Here is a 17,136-nt window from a genome sequence, read left to right on the forward strand (position 1 = left end):
CTGTTAATAACCATTTATTTACTAATTTTTGTTTACGATTCATTATAACGTCGATGTATTTCATGGCTTTTTACTCTCAGCATTTTTTGTCGCAACAAGCTCTATAATGCTCGGCTTAGCCGTACCATCGTATGTATTATTGCTAATCTGCGTTTTTGGCTCACCAACAGTGTGTTCAACAAGAATAGCTGCCGTATCATTGAAGGTATTGTTTTTAATATTGCTCACTTGCACACCATGTAACCATGCTAATGTGCCGTGTTTATTACGCTTTCCAAGGCTGACTTTATTAAAGTTATTTTCCTGTAAGTTAAAGTGCGGCCCAAATGTACTCTCGTCTGTACCACCACGATAAATATTTGCAATGGCTCCTTGAACATTCTCAAATTGGTTATGATATACGTTGATATATTCAGCATTATATATACCTAAATCATCACGCTCTTTATCAAGACGTAAAATATCACCCGTTATATTACTAAATTGACTATTGATGATGCTGATATCATCTGCGAATGCACCACTACCAGAATCAAAAAAGTGGAATGAATGGTTAATATCAAGGTTTTTAACATTCACCGTATCTAACTCTAAACGGTAATTGATATACATACCCCACTTAGCTGTGCGAATTGCAGTATTTCCTGCTGAGTCAGGGCTATTTTTACCTGTAATATTCAGGCCAACTAACTTTAATGAACCGCCATTATTAATTTCAAATAACGTAGAACGAGAAAATGACAATTCTACACTCCCCACTTTTTGCGCTCGCAGGGTTAAGGTTTTATCAATATTTGCGATTTTCATCAGGTTATATTCACCTGGCTGCAAGACTAAAATATCACCATCTTTAGCGTCGTTGATTGCTGAAAACAATGCACCTTCAGCACTATTAACTACTTTACTTTCACCGCTATCAAACTCAGTAAATGTTGGCTTTTTCTCGTACCAGCTAGGGCCAGTTTGTGCTTTAACGGTTGGTTTTAAATCGGCCGATATACCATGTTTCTTTGTAGCATTCTGTGGGTACATTAAGCCATTTTCAGCCCGTTGCATGGTGACTTTTTTTGTAATGAAGCCAGAGTCAGTTAATGGTTCTACTGACTTGTTAAGTAGGTTATTACTAAACTTTATTCCGCTGATATCGTCAAACGCGGTGAAGACATCTGTCGCCTTATCGTTATAAATAAGGTTATCACGCATTACACTATTAACGGGTACGGCTGAACGCTCTTGATCACTTCCTGCCGCTAATTGCACATGACTAACATTGACGAGTGTATTATTTTCTATCGTTGCATTATCGACTTGGTGATAACGGTTAATAGTTGAATTAGGAACGCCATTCATCACAGTTAAACCACTACCAAAACGATAACCTGTTAACCCTTCTAAGTAGTTATTGCGAACAATTTGGTCTTTATTAATTACGCGAATACCGCCAGTGTGATCAACACCATTACCAAAGAAAACATTATTTTCAACAATATTGCCATTACCATGGCGTAACGTTAATGTTCCTCTTGATTCAAAAAAAGTGTTGTTTCTGAGCTTATTTTTACCCGATTTCACAGATATGATTTCGACTTCACCATCACAACGCTCAAAATAGTTGTTTTCAACCACAGTTAATGAATCGGTCAGTGAGTAATGGCTAGTACCAATACGTAATGTTTCACCACCATTAGAGCCAAACACTGGGCGTGGACCAAAATAGTTATGATCGATGCTATGATTGTTTTGCTGACTTTGCTCTGAATCTAAGCGCACAGCCATGGTTACGCCTTTATTACGTTTACCGGCTAAATAACTATGGTCAAATCGATTATTCTTTCCATAAAGAGCAACCCAATAATCTGATTCTTGTTTGTCAGGGTTGCTATAGTTATCTATTACTACTTCGGTCACACGTGAGTTGTTGGCATATTCTTTTTTGTTTCTTCTAAATGATATAACGGCGCCAGTCGGTGTATAACCATCTTTAAAAACCAACCCTTTAACAACTAAGTGTTCTCCCGCTAAACGTAAATTAGATAAACCAGATAAAATCACCTTACCACTTGTTTGAGCCTCTAAAGTAATTGGTTTATTTTTACTGCCTTGGCCGCTGAATATAATTTCAAAATCACGCCACACGCCATCTTTTAAATTCACCACATCACCAGGCGCTAACTTTTTAGCTACCTGCTCATACTCTTCAGCAGAAGACACAGTGTAATCTGCTGCAATAGCCCATTGGCTAACCGATAGTGATGACAGCAATGTAATCACTTTAAAAGTATTTATAAATCGTCTACCTTTTAAGGCAGTGCCCATTAAAGCAAAAGCTTTAATTTGAGCACGACAGTTTCCTATGACCATATTTTGTAGCGAAGTTTCCTCGCGTGTCATTTTTTTACTGCCATGCAGGTGTATTTGTTGCTTTAGCATTTTACCAATCGTATTTATTATCATGTGTGTGTTCCTAATGCTGTGTTTTATCTTTATTCGTAATTAGGCAGGTTTCCCAACCAACATTGCGCAACACTTCCTGAATAAAAATATAACAAGAAGAAACATGAAAATAACACGAGCAAACTTACCAATCAAGATGACCAATTAATTTAATTTAAAATAAATTGGTCATACACATTGAAAATAATTAATTTCACTACTATTTTTTGATACTATTATGTTTATGCATTTTTGACACAGAGGTTACATTTACTGTAATCTTTGGTCTTAACATTTGGTCTACTTAAATTAGCCAACAAAGGTACTAAAATGGGAAACCGTCGTTTATTTTGGCGTATTGTTGATAAAGTTGAATCGTTGATAAATCAAGGTGAGTTTTCGCCAGGAAGTCGCTTACCACCAGAACGCGAACTTGCAGAAATGTTTGATGTGAGCCGCCCCACTATTCGTGAAGCGATTATTGCACTAGAAGTTAGAGGCAAGGTTGAGGTTAAAACAGGCTCAGGGGTTTATGTAATTGAAACACCAGAACCACCAATTAAATCAAAAGATATTAGTGCATTTGAATTAACTCAAGCGCGCGCACTTATTGAGGGTGAAATAGCAGCCCTTGCTGCGCAAAGTATTACTGATGATGAGTTAGCTCAAATGGAAAAAACCCTTCAAGCCATGACTAAAGGGCAATACGCTGAACAGGCTGATCGGGAATTTCACGAAATTATTGCTCGCTCGACTCGCAATAAAGCGCTTGAATTTGCCTTAGCCAATTTATGGGATTTACGTTTAACTAATCCGCTAATTATTGCTGACTATAACAGTGTCTGTCATAATAATAATGAGTGTGTGATGGCAGAACATACGGCTATATACCAAGCGCTACTTAATCATGATGCCAATGCTGCACGTTCAGCTATGCACCAACACTTCAACCGTTTGATCAATGCACTATTTGACGCAGTTGAAGCACGTGCACTAGAAGAGATAAAACGTAAAAACAGTGAGAAACGTGGCCTTTATTCACTCGATGGTCTAGTTAAAACCAGCCTTTAATCTAACAATGAGTGTTATTAACCGCGTTCAAAGATAATTTAAACCCGACCATTTAAAACACTCTAAGATATAGAAAGAAAAAACCCCCTAGCGGGGGTTTGGTTTCCTCGTACTATCAGTATTGTGAAAAGGGTTTAATGTGAGAGGAACCCTTAAAACAATCTATAGTATGTGCAAGAATCTTGTTAACTACTTACATAAGTTATAAATATCAATAACATCTTGTTTTGTGATGCTGCGAGTTCCTAATTCAGCACGCTCACCAGAGTTTGCATGTAAACGCATGACATCTTCAGCCATCAATTCAAATTTTTCATCTGGAATACCCACATCCCCTAGCGTTAAATAAGAGTGTGTACTTTTAAACCACCTTGCAACTTCACCGGATAACATGGCTGCGGCTTTAATGTCATCTTGCTCTGTTACGCCAAAGCAACGTCTGGCTAATTTAGCCCAGCGCTGAGGTAAAACATCTGCAAAAAACGCTAAATAAGCTACGATGATCACCACCATACCTCTACCATAAGGCAGGTCATAACGTGCGCTTAGCGGCATTTCAAGGTACTGTAATGGCACTTTACTTAACCTGCCTAAAGCTTGCACGCCAGACCATGCAAAAATGGAACATAACGCCAATTGGCCACGTACTTCATTATTATCTATGTCATATATAATTTTTTCGGTGCTGTCTTTCAAACACAAGATCATGCTTTCAGTGAGTCTGTCAGCAAATTCAGATTCATTAGGGCTTGCTAAGTAATGCTCTAATAAACTCGAAAATATACTTATACAGCTGTCTTGAGTTAAACGCAGTGGTACTGAAGCCTGAATAGCAGGGTCAATAATTGCCACTTTTGGGAAAAACACATCTGAGCGCGTAACCCCTTTTTCTTGCGAATGAGAATTAACCACAACGCTATTGCAATTAACCTCTGAACCAACGGCTGCAATACTGGGTATCGCGATGAGTGGATATGCACCACCGTACTGCTGCGAGGTATTATTAGCACTCAGTACATAGTCCCAGCATTTTCCTCCTGAAAAAGCCGTAGCAGCTATATATTTAGCAGCATCAATCACACTGCCACCACCCAACGCGATAACGAGATCGCAATGGTTACTGACAAATAATGAAGTGGCTTTATCAATGGTTTTAGAACGAGGGTTAGACTCAATTTGAGCGAATATAATAGATTCAACCCCTGCATCCTTTAGTGACTTTTCTATTGTAACAAGCGTGCTATCAAGGCCATTACCACGAAGGTAAGTAACAATCATTGCTTTATGACCATATTGCGCTGATCGCTGGCCTACCTCACTCACACGACCGGGGCCATATACTAGCTTGGTAGGAAAGTGCCACTCAAATGGATTCATTTGAATTTTCTCGATAATTTTAGCTGCAACAGGCAATGATTCAGCATTGGCACCTACTTTTTATATTTATAAAATGAGCAACAGTCACAAACCAGCTAACGACAACTGGTAAACCAAGATGTAAGACACAGGTTAATAATTAAGTTAAATATTGTCAACCAATAATTGACAGCGCTATTACCAATGTTATAAATATACAAATGAAGCGGGCTAGCTTTTTGAAGTATTCACACTATTTTTGCACGATTACCGGTTAAGTATTAAGTCATAGGAAGGATTAAAATCGTTGAACAAAAAAAACAGGCAAGATAGCTTCTTACCTGTTTATTATATTAGAAACGATACGTAACTGAAGCACCGAGCGTTTGTGGGTTAACGACGGCAACATAGCCTGTCGGATACCTTCCACTTACAGGTTCAACACTTGTATAGCCGTTTTCGTCAAAAGCGTTATTAATATATGCACTAATTAACCAGTTTTCGGTGTCATAACTTACAGTTGCACGCGTGATGGTGTAATCACCAGCAATACGCTCCTCTGTGTTGGTTAAGTCTGCATAATATTCATCTACATAGTTTGCGCTAATATTCACTTTAAAGTTATCGGTGAACCAATGAGATACGCCTAAACTTGCTGTAAATGCTGGCGCTGAGTTAAGTTCATTTCCTACGGCTTCAGCATAATCTTGCGATGCATCTATTTTAGTTTTTAAAAGGCCCAATGCCCCATGTAACTGCCATTGCTCTGTCAGCATACTGTATGCTTCGAGCTCTAAACCATAGCTGTGTGCATCTTCAATGTTTGTAATTTTACGCTGTGAACTTAATGCTTGATAACCATCAAAGTTATTATAGAACACGTTAGCACTGATATTAGTGTCGCCATGATTTAATACACTACGCGCGCCCACTTCATAAGTGTTAACCGTCTCTTGATCATAGTAGTAATAGTTTTGGGCAGTAAAATCCAGTGCGCCACCGCCTGCATTATACCCGCGCCGAGCACTGGCAGATAAAGTTGTTTCATCGGTAGCTTTATATTGAATAGCTAACGTCGGTAGCTTGATGGTATTTGCGTTATCTAGTTGCTCAACAAACCTGTCACCAGCGAAAGCCATATTGAAATCCCGCAACTGTTCTTCACGCTCAATACGTAAACCGCCAGTTAAAATAAGCTTTTCACTTAAGTGGAAACTAGTTTCACCATAAACAGCTAAAGAATCACTACTGTCATCGCCGTAATAATCAGTTGCACCGTAAGCGCGCATTTAAGCAGTGCGCTTAGCTATAATCGAAGTCTAGCTGCACATTCCACGGCATTAGGTCGGTAAAATCATCATCACCCACATCTCGATTCGGCAACGTTTTAAATAAATGCACAAAGTAGTAATACGGATTGATGTCATTAGCACGACACGTCATCACAATACTATAAAGTATCGCGCTGGCCTGAGCACCATTAACCGATTTTGAGAATAGCCAGTTTTTTCTACCAGTGGTAAACGGCCGAATATCTCGCTCAGTAATATTATTATCAATCCCTAGTTCGCCATCTTCACTATACCGCATTAATTTCGGCCATTGATTAAGCGTGTATTTTATCGCTTTGCCAATATAACTCCCCGCCGTTACTTTACCTTCGGCTTCATCAAGCCACGCTTTAAAGTGCATTAATATGGGTAAGGCTTTTTCTTGTCGTAACTGATACCGCGCTTGAGGAGATAACTGTTTGTTTTTAGCGTGGGTTTCCAGTTTATATAATTGGCTGATAAAGCTGATGGCTTTATGCGCTCGACCTTTGTTTTTCGACTCTGCTTTTAAGGCATCGTTATATTTGCGTCTAGCGTGTGCCCAGCAACCAACAGGGGTAATGCCTTCAATACCGTCATAAACACGGTAACCGTCGCACTGTAAATAGCCTTGATAACCGGCAAGAAATTCTTTTGCGCAAGCGCGACTTCGACCTGCTTGGTAATCGTAAATCACGACAGGCTCACGGCTGACCTCATTGCTGCGATAAACCCACATGTAGGAATTGCTGCTAGGGTTGTCACCTTCATCTAAGACTTGTGTACGGGTTTCATCGGCACATAAACTGTGCTCACTAAGCAAGTGACGTTGCATGGCTGCCACTAAGGGGCTGATTAGCAGGCCCGCTTTAATACACCAATTAGCTAATGTTCCGCGCGATAGTTCAAGGCCGCCACGGCCCAGTATGTCAACGAAACGATAAAGCGGTAAGGCATCGCAGTATTTGCCCGTAACAACCGCCGATAACGCTTCTGGACTCGCAATGCTGCCAGGAATAGGCTGCTTGGGTTTAGGCGCGGTGATTATTTTACTGGCCAATTGTTCATGCTCGCAATGTCTGCAAGCATATTTAAATTGTTTGTGCTTAATGACACTGACTTTCGCCGGAATAATCTTCACTTGCTCGCTGTCTTCACTACCACATTGATGTAGTTGTTCACCGCAACACTGACACGTTAACTCGGTTAAGGTGTGCTCAACCTCTTCTCGTTCAAAGTGCTCAGCCAGTATTTGTTTACCTTTCTTATGGTGTTTAGGCGGCTCAGTCGTTTTATGCTGCTCCGCTTCATTGAAGGTGCCCCGTGGGGCTTTTTCACTTTTTTTACCGTATTTTTGGGATTTACTTAACTTAAGCTCAGCAAGCAAGTGGTCAATCCGCGATTGCATTTCAACCTTATCTTCTTGCAGTGAAATTTTATCTTTTTCTAAGCCATCAAGCTTAGCCTGCATAAGTGCAAGCTGATTTTGTAGTTCGGTGATGAGAATAGTGTCTGGCATTTTAATAGCATGACACATGGGAAAGATCGTTCAAGTAAAAAAAACGATCTGGTTAATTTACATCACTGATAACCCTGATAAAGTTGAGTGGCGGGTTTTATTATTTACCGGTAAGCCAGATAATAACCATTGTAACTGCCGTTGTTCAATCCCCATGGCTACGTGTGCTTGAGCATGATTTGGCCATTGAAATCGTCCTTGCTCTAAGCGACGATAATAAAGCCAAAAACCATTGGTATCCCAAAACAAAATTTTTAATTTATCGCGTTGTTTATTACAAAAAACGAACCACGCTTGGCTTAAAGGATCGAGAGATAGGGTATCGCTGACAATAATACTTAACCCATTGATTGATTTTCGCATGTCGGTGAATCCCGTGACCAAGTAAACTTGGTGGGTGCAAGGTGTCACAGTACGCTCAATAATTTGGCTAGCGTTTGGTTAGCTAATGTCGACTCGAAGTCTATTTGATAGCCGTTTGGTGTGGTGAGTTTAATGATTGAAGGGTGTGTAAAGGCTTGCTCATGAATAACAAACGGGATCACCTGTTGCTTTTTAACCCTTATCGTTTCGTCAGAAAGGCGTTTACGCCAAACATAGAAAGTCGATGCGTTAATGTTGTTATCACGACAAAATTGAATGATGGCTAAACCACTCGATTTTTGCTGCTCAAAAATGCCTTGCCAGTGTTTTATTTTTTGCTGTTTATTCATAATTACCTCAGGTTAATATGCTGAGTAAATTATGCATAGGTAGCATTAATATTGGTATGTGGGTTTAATTGCGCGCTTACGTTGCACCTACACTGGTAAAATCTTGATCACGGTCAAAATACGCTAAACCAACAAAACCTGAATAAAAATCACTTGCTAAGCCAAAGTTCAACTTTGAGTCTATAGTGATATTCTTTTCCCTCATATCAACATCAGACTCTGCCGTTTCAAGTGGTTCATAACCATCAAAACTCCAGTCATAATCCATATATGCGACGAGTAAATCTAGTGAGTAGTTATCATTAATTTTATACTCAAAATCTACTTGTGTTGTATCAGAGCTAGTATCCATAATACGCTGAAACAACGGGATATAATCTTCAGGTTTGTCACCTGTAAAGTAGTGTCGTCCAGCGTTCCCTTTTTCACTGTAGTTTGTGTAGCTCAGTTGAATTGATAAGTCATCAAATGGCGTATAAAGTAGTTTTACTCGTGTACTTGCAGTGTTTAATTTATTTAAATCTTGATCAGTCGGGTTTGTTGCATATACAGGTGGGTTACTATACGTTTCACCATCAACATATTGAGTTGATAAACGAAACGCTAACACGTCCTCAACAAGTGCGCCTGAGACAACGGCTGCTGTATCTAGGTAACTATCCTGGTTGCGATAACCGATACGAACCGCCCCTTCAAAGTCTTGAGTTGGTGCTTTAGTCGTCATATAAACCGCACCGGCAATACTATTACGTCCATTACTGGTTGCCTGTGGGCCCCGATACACAGCAATTTGCTCCATATCCCATAAACCTGTATCCCCAGTTAAATCAGCAACAAAGGGTTGGCTAACACCATCAATAAGCGTTGAAACTCTCGCTTTAGACCCACCGCTAAACGAGTTAAATCCTGTTGCACTACCATTGCCCGACACACCGCGCATATCAGGCACAGATCCTGTCAGCACGACCACATTGGCCATATCTGCAAGCGCATCAGTGACAGATGATAACTGTCCATTTTCCAGTAAAGATTGATCGACAACAGCAACAGATGTAATTGTATCTTTAAGTGTTTTATCTACTTTCTCACCGGTTACGATTATGGTATCCATTGACTTACGGTTTGTTTCGTCGTCATCCGCAAAGGCATGGCCCTGAAACAATAAAAAAGAGCTCGAGATAAGTAATGAAAGTTTTTTGAGTTTGAATAGGCCAGACAATGTTATTTCCTTTATTGATATAGTTGAAACAGTGTTAAATTGCGCGAAAAAAGTAGCACATGAATTCACTTATTGCAATTGAGTTTACTTATCATTTAGAATAGCATAACTAATTACTCTTATGTTTCTACTTACCGTCATCCTCACTCTACTGTTAGCAAGTGCGTTACTTTATTGTAGTAATCGACATCAAAAACTTTTAAGGACACCTATTTCTAAGCGTTGGAGGAAACCTGCTTTTATTCTTTTATTAATGGCAGTGATTTTGTCATTTAACGAGCTCACTACGTCTGCAGCCATATTTTTCAGTGGGTTTATACTAATGCTTGCGCTGATGATAATCCCGTTTACTAGCCTAATAAAGTCAAATAAGGAAAGGTAATGACAGCTCAAACACGGAAAAAAATTCAACCAACCTGGTTAGGTAAATCACTTGCCGGTGGCTTTTTAGGTTTAGCTTTGGCGTTTATATTAATGGCTTTATTTGCTTGGTATGGGGCAGGCGGGATAGATGCCAGAGATAAAGTACAATTTAACATGTGGATGATCCCACTTTTGTGGTTAACAATATTTAGTTTTACTTATTTATTTAATTCAAGTAAGCAAGCTTGGGCCGTATTAGGCAGCTTAAACATTCCTAAATTCGGATAATAAGTGCAATTTCTCAGATTAGATGGCCAGCTGTTATAATTCGGCCATTTTCTCGCCAAAGGAAATTGCTTTAATGAAATATAAACAGCTGACACAAGAAGAAAGATACCAGATTTACGCGTTAATAAAAGCAGGAAATAACCAAAAGCAGATAGCTGAAGAACTAACTCGTTCACCGTCATCTATTTCTAGAGAGCTAAAACGCAATAAAGGACTTAAAGGCTATCGGCCTAACCAAGCCAATAACTTTGCTGAACAAAGACGTAAGTCATCTTTCAAAGCAAGTAAGTTAACAGAGGACGTCACTCACTGGATTAATAAATTGTTGCATGACGGACTTTCCCCTGAGCAAGTGGCAGGCCGCTTAGCTTTAGAGAAACAGGTCGTTTTACATCATGAAACAATTTATCAATATATTTACAGAGACAAGGCTCGTGGTGGCAAGCTACATAAGACACTCACTCGTGCATGTAAAAAGTATAAAAAACGCTATGGAAGCTATGATAAACGTGGACAGATAGTTAATCGAGTCAGCATTGATGAACGCCCAAGTATTGTGGATTCAAAGTCTAGGATTGGTGATTGGGAGGGCGATACAGTGATAGGTAAAGGGCGTAAAAATGCGCTTGTCACAATGGTTGAACGTAAAACGTTATATACAGTCGTTCACAGAATTGAAAGCAAGCATGCGAAAATAACAGCCGATGCGCTGATCACGTGTATGACACCATATAAAGGTAAGGTTATTACCGTGACGTTAGATAATGGAAAAGAGTTTGCTCACCATGAGCATGTTGCACAAAAATTAGAAGCTGATGTGTATTTCGCTCATCCCTATTCATCATGGGAGCGGGGCATAAATGAGAATACCAACGGCTTACTTAGACGCTTCTTCCCCAAGGGAACTGACTTTATGGCGCTAAGTGAAGCAGAGATACAGGCGGCAGTTGATAAGCTCAACCATCGGCCAAGAAAAACAAGAGGGTATAAAACCCCTCATGAATTATTTACGGGGCAATCAGAAGTTCTGGTGGCTGCATAATGATTGCACTTAATACTTGAATTCAAGATTGTTTTATATAGCTTGTTTTATATTTTTCGGGGCGGGCTATGAAAGTTAGAGCAGATATTTTACGTACCTATCAAGGGCTGCATACGTGGACAGGTATTATTGCTGGTTTGGTTTTATTTATCGGGTTTTATGCCGGCAGCCTAACAATGTTTAAGCATGAAATTCAGCAATGGTCAGAGCCGACCAAAGCACCTGTTACAACCCCTATCACAGCAAACTACCAAAGCTTGATAGATAAAGCGGTTGAACAATACCCCGAACAGATGAATGCTGGATTTGAGCTGGATTTGCTCACTCATGACGCTCCTTTATCTTGGTATACAAAAGGCCAAGCAAGGGGCATGCATTTAGATAACCAAATACAAACGGCTCATTTAGATCAGCAAGGCCAATTAATAACTACCGACCAGGCAGAGCATAAACTTGCCGATTTAATTGATTACTTGCATCGCACAGCAGGGTTTATCGGTGAAATTGGCCATGATCAGTCAGGAGTCTATATTTTAGGTATAGCGGCAGGACTCTATTTTTTAGCCCTTGTTTCAGGTGTCATTATTTTACTGCCGACTTTAACGAAAACCTTTTTTGCATTACGTAAAGAAAAAGGGCCCAGCCGTTTTTGGCTAGACAGCCATAACCTAGTCGGTATTGCCAGCTTGCCCTTTCATTTAATCATTGCACTCACCGTTGTGGTATTTGCGTTTCATGATTTAATTTGCGATGGATTAGCGCAGTTCTATGGCGATAAACCTCTGTTTGAACGCACCCCGCCTGCTGCACACGCTTATAATATTAGTGATATTAAAAGTATTGATACACAAATCATTGCTGCTAAGAATTATGCCTCCGGCTATGAACCCGTTCATATTAGCTACAGTCGACTAAACACAGTAACGCCTTCAGCAGTCTTTAAAATGAGTAACGATTCTGCAGTCGTTCGTGGACCAGACACAGATTATTTGTTTATGAATCCATATACTCTAGAAATAAGTGGCTCGACATACCCACAAGGCGAAGACAGCTTTTATGGTAATTTTGTAGCAAGCCTATTCTCGTTGCATTTTGGTACATATGGAGGTGAATGGGGTCGTTGGGGCTACTTTATTATGGGCCTGTTTGGTGCATTCCTTTTTTACTCCGGTAATTTATTGTGGCTAGACAAACGTATGAAAAAGGACGCGAGTAAAACCAGTACTCAGATGATGGCAAGGTTGACCATCGGAGTGTGTTTAGGTTCTATATTAGCCGTTGCGGCAGTGTTATTATTAGCAAAATGGTCACACTTATTAGCTGGTAATATTAATAACCATTATATGCTTTGCTATTATTTGGTATTTTTTATCACCCTTGCTTACACCTTTAAACTAGGCACAAATAGAGCGAGTTATAGCATTCTTACAGGCTTAGCCTTGATCACGGCATGTTTACCTATCTCAAGCATTGTTCAAGGTATAAATAACGTTGCGCTACTACCTTATTATGAAGGCTATATGGTTGATATTACAGCGACCCTATTTGCGGTTATATTTGCCCTAATGTCGAAGAATTTGAAGCAAAAGTCCACTAAAAACAAAGTGATTGTTGATACGAAAAAGTTAGAGTTAATCAATTAGTCTTAAAACTAAGGCCACCTCAAAATGAAAGCATCACGGTGAGGTGGTCTCGGTTTAAAAACAGAGCCTTATAGGTACAACCTTTTACAGTGTCACTTATCGCAAATATATTAAATTATTATTTTAGCCTGTACACTCTGCCCATCGTCATCTTTTTCATTCTTTTTAAAACTATGTCTCGTGTTATTCCGCCTTTTATTATTGCACTAGTCTGCGTACTCATGGCTATGGTCACCATACAATCGGGTGCCTCTATTGCAAAGCAATTGTTTCCACTTATCGGCCCTGAAGGCACAACAGCCTTGCGACTTGGATTTTCTGCCGTTATTTTATGCCTTGTATTTAAACCATGGCGTGACTTTCCAGGTCTTGGTCAGCGTTTGCCAGTAATCATATATGGCTTAAGCTTAGGTGGCATGAATATCCTTTTTTATTACGCCATTGAACGTATTCCGTTAGGCGTAGGTGTGGCCCTTGAATTTACAGGGCCCTTAGCCGTGGCGTTACTATCATCACGACGCAAACGTGACTTATTTTGGGTTGGCTGTGCTATAGCCGGAATTATTTTATTACTACCTGATATGTCTGGCGAAGAGAGTTTAGATCCTATTGGTGTCATACTCGCGCTAGCTGCGGGTGCTTGCTGGGCGGGTTATATTTTATTTGGTAAAAAAACCGGTAATCAAGGCTCTGGGGGCATGACTGTGGCGCTAGGTATGAGTGTTGCAGCCCTCGTTTTGGTTCCGTATGGTGCTTTTCATCAAGGGATGGCGCTGCTTAGCTGGGAGGTATTACCGCTAGGTATTTTGGTGGCCGCGATGTCAAGCGCTCTACCTTATACATTAGAAATGGTATCGCTGCGTAATATGCCCGCACAAAGCTTTAGTATTATGATGAGCTTAGAGCCTGCCGTCGCAGCGCTGGCAGGTTTGGCTATATTAGGTGAATTATTAAGTATTTGGCAGTGGTTCGCCATTTTGTTAGTGATAGTCGCCTCGGTTGGCAGCTCAATGTCCCCAAGGGGAAAGCAAAAGGTATAACGTACTCTACCAACTAAAGCTTAAATCAAGTCACAGTAGCTCAACTAAATGGAGTGAGCTACTTAAACCAAGTCGACGATCAGTCATACCTAATGTTTTAGCATGATTTCTTCATTAATTCAGCCAAATGCAAGCCATACTCCCACCAGCATCATCAAAACACCCGCAGTTCGATTTAACCATTTTACATTATCACTTTTAGCTAAAAATACCCGTAAGCTTTTACCGCCAGTGGCGTAAATCATCATACAAATAAATTCACTGAGCATGATTATCATGACTAAAATAGCCAATTGCGGAGCTACGCTATACTGCACATCAATAAAAGGCGGGAGTAAAGAAATCATGAACGCCCAACCTTTTGGATTTGCAATTGCAGTAATAAATCCTTGGCTAAATAAATGGCTGCGGCTAACATCTTGTGGTTGGCTCGCATTAGCGTTTATATTCCCTTTTGCACGCCACATTGTTACTCCTAAATAAATTAAATAAGCGCCACCTAACCACTTCAGTAATGAAAATAAGCCTGGATAATTAAGCATGATGCTTGCGACACCAATAACCGCAGCAACGGCAACTAGTGCAACACCAATAACCTCTCCGACCATCATCCACAGCGCTCGACGAACGCCTACAGTCATACCCAACGTCATCGCAAGTGTCATACACATACCAGGGGTGATTGAAACAAAGAAAAAGGTCGGAATAAATACAGCTAATATAGCTAAATCAGGCATAAAATAACTCAATCTAAAATAGTGGCATATTTATAACATTGATAGTCTTATAGATAAATTTTTTACATTCAATGATTTTGGGCTATAAAAAACTTACCGATCTGTACTGTTGAAGGGAACCTACTTCTTATTCATAGTTTAGTGAACGCTTTACTCCTACCTTAAATCGATTAATTTTCACATTTTTCTTCAATAGATTGCCGCTTACAGTTCATTGCCAATAGCTCAAGTACACGGTTTACCTTATAATTGCACTGTGCTTGCTCAATACAATCCAAAATATCGTCCAGCCAAAAATAACGGTGTTTACTTACTCTAAATGTTGATATTGCACAATTAAACATACTTGCTGCACTATGGCAGGCAGCTTGATAAGTATTTGTAGTGCGCTCAACCATGGGTTCTTTAATATGTGACTCTCTTGTAACTACCTAATATAAAATAGATACAATGATTCACCAATCGTATCGATTAAAGCACTCTGTATACGCGTTTTTCTGTGGATTACTAGGTTGAATAAACCGTAATTCAATATCATTCTCGACTATCCAACCTGCTAGTTTATAACTAATATATTCAGGTCTATTATCACATCTGTTGGATTTAGGTTTACCACACTTCTATTATTTGATTTAAGACACGTATTATACGCTCAACTAGAGATAAATCTGCATCAACTGTCAGCCTTCGTGATTAAAGTCATCAATTACATTAAACAAACGACAACCTCTGCTCGTTAGCTAAGACTTTAATGGGTTTTATAAGTTTAAAAATTATAACTGAGTTGATTTTTCCTCAACGCTAATTTTTTCTATATGTTGATGATCGGTTTTTTTAGTTGAATCAATTTTTTTAATAGGTTGGTTTCTTACACATAGCAAATCATCCGCCATATATTGGCAACTACCAATATATAAGTCGTTATGACCACCATCATAACTACACGATTGTGACTTTACTTTTTCATGACATGCTTTTACTGCAACTTCGTTCAAAGAGTTTGAGTGTGCATAACTAAAACCTGTCATAAATAATGCTGTACTAGCAAGACACGCAACCATTGCAATACTTATATTTAATTTCATCTCCACACCTTAATGCTCCACTGGTTTAGCGTGCTCTGGTGCTGGACCATTAGGCTCCATAGGAGGCGGACCTCCCACTGGCTGAACTGTTTCACCATGCATACACCCTATAAATAAATTTTCACTTGGGCTTGCTGCATGGTAATGATAACCCCGTGTTTCGTCAGTATTACCACGGCATTCATCCAAAGACTCTTCTTTTCCTTGCGCATCTTTCATTGCATAAATGCCATAGCCATCAGAGGCATAACCTATTAATGCTGCATGGCCATCTTTGGCTATAGGAGCGTCGGTACAACCTGTCGTTGCGTGGTAATGATAACCCTGATGTAAATTAATATGCCCACCGCAATCATCAAAAGCAGCAATTGTGTAACTACCTAAAATAGCATCGACAGGAGCGGGACCTGATAATTCAGTGCCATCTAACGCAATACCGACTGTACGTACCCTACCTGTTATTTCAGCTGGAATAGGTGTCGTTGGGATCAAATAAGTAAGAGAGAAGTCGTCATCAAGATACGCCAGCTCGCATTCTATGCAGTTTTGTTTGTATTGCTCTTCAACATCAGGACGTGCAGCGCCAGAACAAGACTCTAATGTTGCAGTGTAACGAACTTCATTGGTTTTAGCGTCATACAATACCCATTTCTCATCACCGTAATATTCACTTAACTTTAAAATAAAATTACCGGTAAGATCCACGAGCTCTCCAGAGCCATCTTTATTAAACCAAGCACCCGCTTCATCCGCGCCATCTGTTATTGTTCTTGGGCAAAATGGGCCCGGCTCTCGCCCTCCTGGTGCACCAGAACTAACTAATTCATAACACGTAGTTACAGTTCCTTGTGCAGTCTCGCATTCCACTACTTTAGGTTTTTTAGTAAACGCATTTTTAGCAAACATAGAGATATCGATACCTTCGTTTGATACTGAGGCCCCAACATCAAGCGCTTTATCTTGTTCGCTACACCCACTAATTATAAATAAACTTATAATAGCCATCGACGGTCTTACTTTTAATAAATCCATTAACCACTCCTAAATAAAACCTAGTAATACACTCGTTACTCTCACATAGTAAAGCAAGAATGCACAACAAAATAGCAACAAATAAACAACAAACATGTACATATAGACGATACTAGTTGATTAGAGTAAATTTTACGAGCCCAATACTTGAGCTTCGTACGGCAGCATCAACTAAACGAACTTTTTATCTAAGCTTAATTAAGGTGAAGGGTTTTGTGTTGCAAAAGGGCTTGAGCCTATCAGGTAAGTCAAACATTTTTAGGTACATCCATAAAGTGTCTGCGA

The 17,136-nt window shown here is 39.7% G+C and carries 16 protein-coding genes and 1 pseudogene; 5 read left to right on the forward strand and 12 right to left on the reverse strand.

What is annotated here, in order from left to right:
- Positions 1 to 60: 60 nt before the first annotated feature.
- On the reverse strand, positions 61 to 2,316 hold the full coding sequence (locus ACT3S9_RS18750) for a polysaccharide lyase 6 family protein (RefSeq protein WP_441835757.1): 2,256 nt from the start codon (positions 2,314 to 2,316) through the stop codon (positions 61 to 63).
- Positions 2,317 to 2,763: 447 nt separating this feature from the next.
- Here ACT3S9_RS18750 and ACT3S9_RS18755 point away from each other — a divergent pair, with 447 nt between their 5' ends.
- Positions 2,764 to 3,504 (forward strand): FadR/GntR family transcriptional regulator, encoded by a 741-nt coding sequence (locus ACT3S9_RS18755; RefSeq protein ID WP_441835753.1) that lies wholly within the window; start codon positions 2,764 to 2,766, stop codon positions 3,502 to 3,504.
- A 189-nt stretch (positions 3,505 to 3,693) separates the two neighbouring features.
- On the opposite strand, the gene ACT3S9_RS18760 is transcribed toward ACT3S9_RS18755, so the two are convergent.
- From ACT3S9_RS18760 to ACT3S9_RS18785, 6 genes are all read right to left on the reverse strand, one after another.
- On the reverse strand, positions 3,694 to 4,881 hold the full coding sequence (locus ACT3S9_RS18760) for an iron-containing alcohol dehydrogenase (protein WP_441835754.1): 1,188 nt from the start codon (positions 4,879 to 4,881) through the stop codon (positions 3,694 to 3,696).
- A gap of 332 nt (positions 4,882 to 5,213) precedes the next feature.
- The gene (locus tag ACT3S9_RS18765) at positions 5,214 to 6,149 is read right to left on the reverse strand and encodes a TonB-dependent receptor (RefSeq protein ID WP_441993659.1); all 936 of its coding nucleotides are present in this window, start codon (positions 6,147 to 6,149) and stop codon (positions 5,214 to 5,216) included.
- Between the two features lie 13 nt (positions 6,150 to 6,162).
- The gene (gene tnpC / locus ACT3S9_RS18770) at positions 6,163 to 7,707 is read right to left on the reverse strand and encodes an IS66 family transposase (RefSeq protein ID WP_443490041.1); all 1,545 of its coding nucleotides are present in this window, start codon (positions 7,705 to 7,707) and stop codon (positions 6,163 to 6,165) included.
- A 39-nt stretch (positions 7,708 to 7,746) separates the two neighbouring features.
- The gene (gene tnpB, locus ACT3S9_RS18775; protein ID WP_024605589.1) at positions 7,747 to 8,100 is read right to left on the reverse strand and encodes an IS66 family insertion sequence element accessory protein TnpB; all 354 of its coding nucleotides are present in this window, start codon (positions 8,098 to 8,100) and stop codon (positions 7,747 to 7,749) included.
- Positions 8,097 to 8,402, reverse strand: a complete 306-nt coding sequence (gene tnpA, locus ACT3S9_RS18780; protein ID WP_013465796.1) for an IS66 family insertion sequence element accessory protein TnpA — start codon at positions 8,400 to 8,402, stop codon at positions 8,097 to 8,099. The genes tnpB and tnpA overlap by 4 nt, the downstream gene beginning before the upstream one ends.
- A gap of 76 nt (positions 8,403 to 8,478) precedes the next feature.
- Positions 8,479 to 9,621 carry a TonB-dependent receptor plug domain-containing protein gene (locus ACT3S9_RS18785; protein WP_441993066.1) on the reverse strand — a complete coding sequence of 381 codons (1,143 nt, stop codon included), beginning with the start codon at positions 9,619 to 9,621 and terminating at the stop codon, positions 8,479 to 8,481.
- A gap of 381 nt (positions 9,622 to 10,002) precedes the next feature.
- Between ACT3S9_RS18785 and ACT3S9_RS18790 the strand changes: the two genes are divergently transcribed.
- The 4 genes from ACT3S9_RS18790 to ACT3S9_RS18805 all read left to right on the forward strand — a co-directional run bounded on the left by ACT3S9_RS18790 (position 10,003) and on the right by ACT3S9_RS18805 (position 13,997).
- Complete coding sequence (locus tag ACT3S9_RS18790) at positions 10,003 to 10,272, forward strand: hypothetical protein (RefSeq protein ID WP_444751148.1); 270 nt, start codon at positions 10,003 to 10,005, stop codon at positions 10,270 to 10,272.
- 73 nt (positions 10,273 to 10,345) lie between these two features.
- On the forward strand, positions 10,346 to 11,314 hold the full coding sequence (locus ACT3S9_RS18795) for an IS30 family transposase (protein ID WP_086959932.1): 969 nt from the start codon (positions 10,346 to 10,348) through the stop codon (positions 11,312 to 11,314).
- Positions 11,315 to 11,382: 68 nt separating this feature from the next.
- Complete coding sequence (locus ACT3S9_RS18800) at positions 11,383 to 12,957, forward strand: PepSY-associated TM helix domain-containing protein (RefSeq protein ID WP_441993065.1); 1,575 nt, start codon at positions 11,383 to 11,385, stop codon at positions 12,955 to 12,957.
- A gap of 173 nt (positions 12,958 to 13,130) precedes the next feature.
- Positions 13,131 to 13,997, forward strand: a complete 867-nt coding sequence (locus ACT3S9_RS18805) for an EamA family transporter (protein WP_441835930.1) — start codon at positions 13,131 to 13,133, stop codon at positions 13,995 to 13,997.
- 119 nt (positions 13,998 to 14,116) lie between these two features.
- Here ACT3S9_RS18805 and ACT3S9_RS18810 read toward each other — a convergent pair whose 3' ends face one another.
- The 5 genes and pseudogenes from ACT3S9_RS18810 to ACT3S9_RS18830 all read right to left on the reverse strand — a co-directional run bounded on the left by ACT3S9_RS18810 (position 14,117) and on the right by ACT3S9_RS18830 (position 16,851).
- Positions 14,117 to 14,734, reverse strand: coding sequence for a LysE family translocator (locus ACT3S9_RS18810; protein ID WP_441835931.1), 618 nt, complete (start codon positions 14,732 to 14,734; stop codon positions 14,117 to 14,119).
- Positions 14,735 to 14,904: 170 nt separating this feature from the next.
- A complete protein-coding gene (locus ACT3S9_RS18815; protein WP_441835932.1) occupies positions 14,905 to 15,132 on the reverse strand; it encodes a hypothetical protein in 228 nt (75 codons plus the stop codon).
- Between the two features lie 60 nt (positions 15,133 to 15,192).
- Positions 15,193 to 15,465, reverse strand: a pseudogene (locus ACT3S9_RS18820) (DDE-type integrase/transposase/recombinase); the annotation flags it as partial.
- Positions 15,466 to 15,507: 42 nt separating this feature from the next.
- A complete protein-coding gene (locus ACT3S9_RS18825; protein WP_441835933.1) occupies positions 15,508 to 15,819 on the reverse strand; it encodes a hypothetical protein in 312 nt (103 codons plus the stop codon).
- A 9-nt stretch (positions 15,820 to 15,828) separates the two neighbouring features.
- Positions 15,829 to 16,851: a YHYH protein gene (locus tag ACT3S9_RS18830; RefSeq protein ID WP_441835934.1), complete on the reverse strand. Its 1,023-nt coding sequence runs from the start codon at positions 16,849 to 16,851 to the stop codon at positions 15,829 to 15,831.
- Positions 16,852 to 17,136: the final 285 nt, after the last annotated feature.

This window comes from Pseudoalteromonas sp. AOP31-A2-14, from assembly GCF_052378035.1.
In the GTDB taxonomy this organism is placed as follows: Bacteria; Pseudomonadota; Gammaproteobacteria; order Enterobacterales; family Alteromonadaceae; genus Pseudoalteromonas.

Excerpts from the sequence above, each read along its gene's own strand:
- ACT3S9_RS18750 (WP_441835757.1), bottom strand. The coding sequence starts at position 2,316 with ATGGGCACTGCCTTAAAAGGTAGACGATTTATAAATACTTTTAAAGTG.
- ACT3S9_RS18755 (WP_441835753.1), top strand. The coding sequence starts at position 2,764 with ATGGGAAACCGTCGTTTATTTTGGCGTATTGTTGATAAAGTTGAATCG.
- ACT3S9_RS18760 (WP_441835754.1), bottom strand. The coding sequence starts at position 4,881 with ATGAATCCATTTGAGTGGCACTTTCCTACCAAGCTAGTATATGGCCCC.
- ACT3S9_RS18765 (WP_441993659.1), bottom strand. The coding sequence starts at position 6,149 with ATGCGCGCTTACGGTGCAACTGATTATTACGGCGATGACAGTAGTGAT.
- tnpC (WP_443490041.1), bottom strand. The coding sequence starts at position 7,707 with ATGTGTCATGCTATTAAAATGCCAGACACTATTCTCATCACCGAACTA.
- tnpA (WP_013465796.1), bottom strand. The coding sequence starts at position 8,402 with ATGAATAAACAGCAAAAAATAAAACACTGGCAAGGCATTTTTGAGCAG.
- ACT3S9_RS18790 (WP_444751148.1), top strand. The coding sequence starts at position 10,003 with ATGACAGCTCAAACACGGAAAAAAATTCAACCAACCTGGTTAGGTAAA.
- ACT3S9_RS18795 (WP_086959932.1), top strand. The coding sequence starts at position 10,346 with ATGAAATATAAACAGCTGACACAAGAAGAAAGATACCAGATTTACGCG.
- ACT3S9_RS18800 (WP_441993065.1), top strand. The coding sequence starts at position 11,383 with ATGAAAGTTAGAGCAGATATTTTACGTACCTATCAAGGGCTGCATACG.
- ACT3S9_RS18805 (WP_441835930.1), top strand. The coding sequence starts at position 13,131 with ATGTCTCGTGTTATTCCGCCTTTTATTATTGCACTAGTCTGCGTACTC.
- ACT3S9_RS18810 (WP_441835931.1), bottom strand. The coding sequence starts at position 14,734 with ATGCCTGATTTAGCTATATTAGCTGTATTTATTCCGACCTTTTTCTTT.
- ACT3S9_RS18815 (WP_441835932.1), bottom strand. The coding sequence starts at position 15,132 with ATGGTTGAGCGCACTACAAATACTTATCAAGCTGCCTGCCATAGTGCA.
- ACT3S9_RS18825 (WP_441835933.1), bottom strand. The coding sequence starts at position 15,819 with ATGAAATTAAATATAAGTATTGCAATGGTTGCGTGTCTTGCTAGTACA.
- ACT3S9_RS18830 (WP_441835934.1), bottom strand. The coding sequence starts at position 16,851 with ATGGATTTATTAAAAGTAAGACCGTCGATGGCTATTATAAGTTTATTT.